The organism is Leisingera sp. (genome assembly GCF_034669605.1).
Lineage (GTDB): Bacteria > Pseudomonadota > Alphaproteobacteria > Rhodobacterales > Rhodobacteraceae > Leisingera.
In genome coordinates, this window is the sequence record NZ_JAXMOX010000333.1 from 1 (window position 1) to 2,825 (window position 2,825).

General features: G+C 65.0%; 3 protein-coding genes and 1 pseudogene. 2 read left to right on the plus strand and 2 right to left on the minus strand.

Annotated features, from left to right (window positions below; translation table 11 throughout):
- Positions 1 to 154, minus strand: a pseudogene (locus VOI29_RS23760) (multidrug ABC transporter permease); the annotation flags it as partial.
- 160 nt (positions 155 to 314) lie between these two features.
- Here VOI29_RS23760 and VOI29_RS23765 point away from each other — a divergent pair.
- Positions 315 to 914, plus strand: a complete 600-nt coding sequence (locus tag VOI29_RS23765; protein WP_024089338.1) for a GcrA family cell cycle regulator — start codon at positions 315 to 317, stop codon at positions 912 to 914.
- A gap of 102 nt (positions 915 to 1,016) precedes the next feature.
- Here VOI29_RS23765 and VOI29_RS23770 read toward each other — a convergent pair whose 3' ends face one another.
- Entirely contained in the window at positions 1,017 to 1,535 is a 519-nt protein-coding gene (locus VOI29_RS23770; RefSeq protein WP_323784278.1) for a YHS domain-containing (seleno)protein, read from the minus strand.
- Positions 1,536 to 1,806: 271 nt separating this feature from the next.
- Here VOI29_RS23770 and yghU point away from each other — a divergent pair, with 271 nt between their 5' ends.
- Positions 1,807 to 2,682: a glutathione-dependent disulfide-bond oxidoreductase gene (gene yghU, locus VOI29_RS23775; RefSeq protein ID WP_323784280.1), complete on the plus strand. Its 876-nt coding sequence runs from the start codon at positions 1,807 to 1,809 to the stop codon at positions 2,680 to 2,682.
- Positions 2,683 to 2,825: the final 143 nt, after the last annotated feature.

The window sequence follows — 2,825 nt, forward strand, 5'->3', positions numbered from 1 at the left end:
ACAAGGCTGCCGTCATCAGCGGCGCCAGCAGCGTCTGGGTCCAGACCGCCAGGAACCGCTTCACTTCGCGCCAGGCCAGCGCCTTGAGCCCCAGCCAGTTCACCCGCCCGAACCGCCGCGCGCCCAGTTCAACCTGATATCCCCGATCCGCCATGCTGCCCCCGTTTTTCGCTGCTTTGCCTGCATAACGGCTGCGGCATGGGGCGCAAGATGTCTTGTAACTCCGCCCGCAGTGATTAAAATAGGGCGATCATACGGAATAGGATGGCGGCCGCAGAAACCCTGGGGCCGCTATTAGCTTGGAAAGGCAACATATGTCCTGGACAGACGAGCGCGTCGAACTGCTCAAGAAAATGTGGGGCGAAGGCCAGTCGGCGAGTCAGATCGCCAAAGAACTGGGCGGCGTCACCCGCAACGCCGTGATCGGCAAGGTGCACCGCCTCGGCCTGTCCAACCGCAACAGCGGCGGCTCCAAGGCCGCCGAGCCGAAGGAAAAGCCCGCAGCCGCCCCGGCATCCGCGGCGCCAAAACCCGCCGCGGCGCCAAAACCCAAGCCGCAGCCGAAGACCGAACCGGCCCGTCCGGCGGCGGCCCAGCCTGCGGCAGCCGACGCCAAACCGGCAACGCCTGCACGCCGCCAGATCATCCCGGCCGGCCAGCCGCTGCCGCCGCAGCCCTCGGCCAATGAAATCAGCCCCGAGGCGCTGGCCAAGGTCAACGAAATCGAAAAGAAGGCCAAGAAGCTGAGCCTGATGGATCTGACCGAGCGCACCTGCAAATGGCCGGTGGGCGATCCGGCGACCGAGGACTTCTGGTTCTGCGGCCTGCCCGCCCAGCAGGGCAAGCCCTATTGCGAGGCGCATGTGGGCGTGGCGTTCCAGCCGATGTCCTCGCGCCGCGACCGCCGCCGCTGAGCGGCCCGCACCAGCAATGAAACAAACCCGCGCCAGCCAGCGCGGGTTTTTCTTTCGAGAGGCCCGGTTTGCGGTCCGGGCACGCTGGGCTTCAGCCGCGGCTCAGTTCGCAACCGGCCCTTCAGACGTGAAATTCGGGATCACGCTGTCCGAGGCGCCATCCGGCTCGATGCCCGGCCAGTTGCCCTCGGCCAGGGTGATATTGCCGGGAATGTCCGTTTCCCAGAAACCGACGACATTCTTTGTGATGTTCAGGTACAGTTTGTCGCCGACGATGCGCCACAGGTTCGGGTTGGCCGGCACCTTGCCGCCCTTGGACACGCCATAGGCGCAGTGGCCGTCATACTGCGGCGCGTAAAAAGCCGGATTTTCCAAAAACTTGTCGCGGTTTTCTGCCGTCGAGAAGGCCCAGGTGGCGCCGTTGTACTCGGCGGTGAAATCCGCATGGCCCCGCACCGGTGCGGTCTGGGGCGCGCCCACCGGGTTCATGTCCAGGCCCCGGTAAGCCACCACGTCATAGCCGGACACGGCAAAACCGGTGCCGTCGACATATTGCTCGCCGGCAAAGGCCGGCAGGGCAATGGACAGCGCTGCCACGGCAGCAAATGCAAAACGCTTCATCAGGTCATCCCTTTCATCGGAGTCCGGTTCCATCCCGGTGCCGGCATCGCATCCGGCTTGGGATCAAACACTACAGACCCCGGGGCAGATGCGAAGGGGGGCTCACGCCTCTGTGTGCGGACACGAGCCTGCGTGATCAGTTTGTAAAATTTCCGTGGCCGGACCTTCCAGCCATTGGAAAATGCCAATACTCCTTTATCTTCGCCAATGCCAATTGCCGCGGCGCGTGCGATTGACCGCATACCGGAAACGATGAAACGAGGCCCGACAGATGAGCGACACCCCCTATACCCCGCCGGAAGTCTGGAAGTGGGAACAAGAGAACGGCGGCCAGTTCGCCTCCACCAACCGCCCCACTGCCGGCGCAACCCACGACAAGGAGCTGCCGGTGGGCGCGCACCCGCTGCAGCTTTATTCGCTGGCGACCCCGAACGGGGTGAAGGTCACGGTGATGCTGGAGGAGCTGCTGGCCAAGGGCCACGCGGGCGCCGAATACGACGCCTGGATTATCAAGATTGGCGACGGCGACCAGTTCGGCTCCGGCTTTGTGGAGATCAACCCGAACTCCAAGATCCCGGCGTTGATGGACCGCAGCGGAGATGCCCCCCTGCGGGTGTTCGAAAGCGCGTCGATCCTGATGCATCTGGCCGAGAAATTCGGAGAGTTCCTGCCCAAGGAGGGTGCCGCGCGCACCGAGACGCTGAACTGGCTGTTCTGGCAGATGGGCAGCGCGCCTTACCTGGGCGGCGGTTTTGGCCATTTCTATGCCTATGCGCCGGAGAAATGGCAGTATCCGATCGACCGCTTTGCGATGGAAACAAAACGCCAGCTCGACGTGCTGGACCGCCAGCTGGCGGAGCGGAGCTATATCGCGGGCGAGGACTACACCATTGCCGATATCGCGATCTGGCCTTGGTACGGCCAGCTGGTTCTGGGCCGCCTCTATGATGCCGCCGAATTCCTGGACGCGCAAAGCTACAAGAATGTGGTCCGCTGGGCCAAGGCGATCGACGCCCGCCCGGCGGTGCAGCGCGGCCGCATGGTGAACCGGTCGTTCGGCGACTTGGAGATGCAGCTGCACGAGCGCCACGATGCCAGCGACTTCGACACCCGCACCCAGGACAAACTGGAACCGGCGGCGGAGTAACCGCCGGCCCGGCCCTCCCGCGCCCGCGGACGCCCGGGCAATGCCCGGGCCTGCGCTTGCGGCCTTGGGCCGGGCGCCGCGCTGACGCGCGGCGGGCGCGGTTCCCCCTGACGCGGCAATAAGCCGGCTCATCCTTGGGGTGG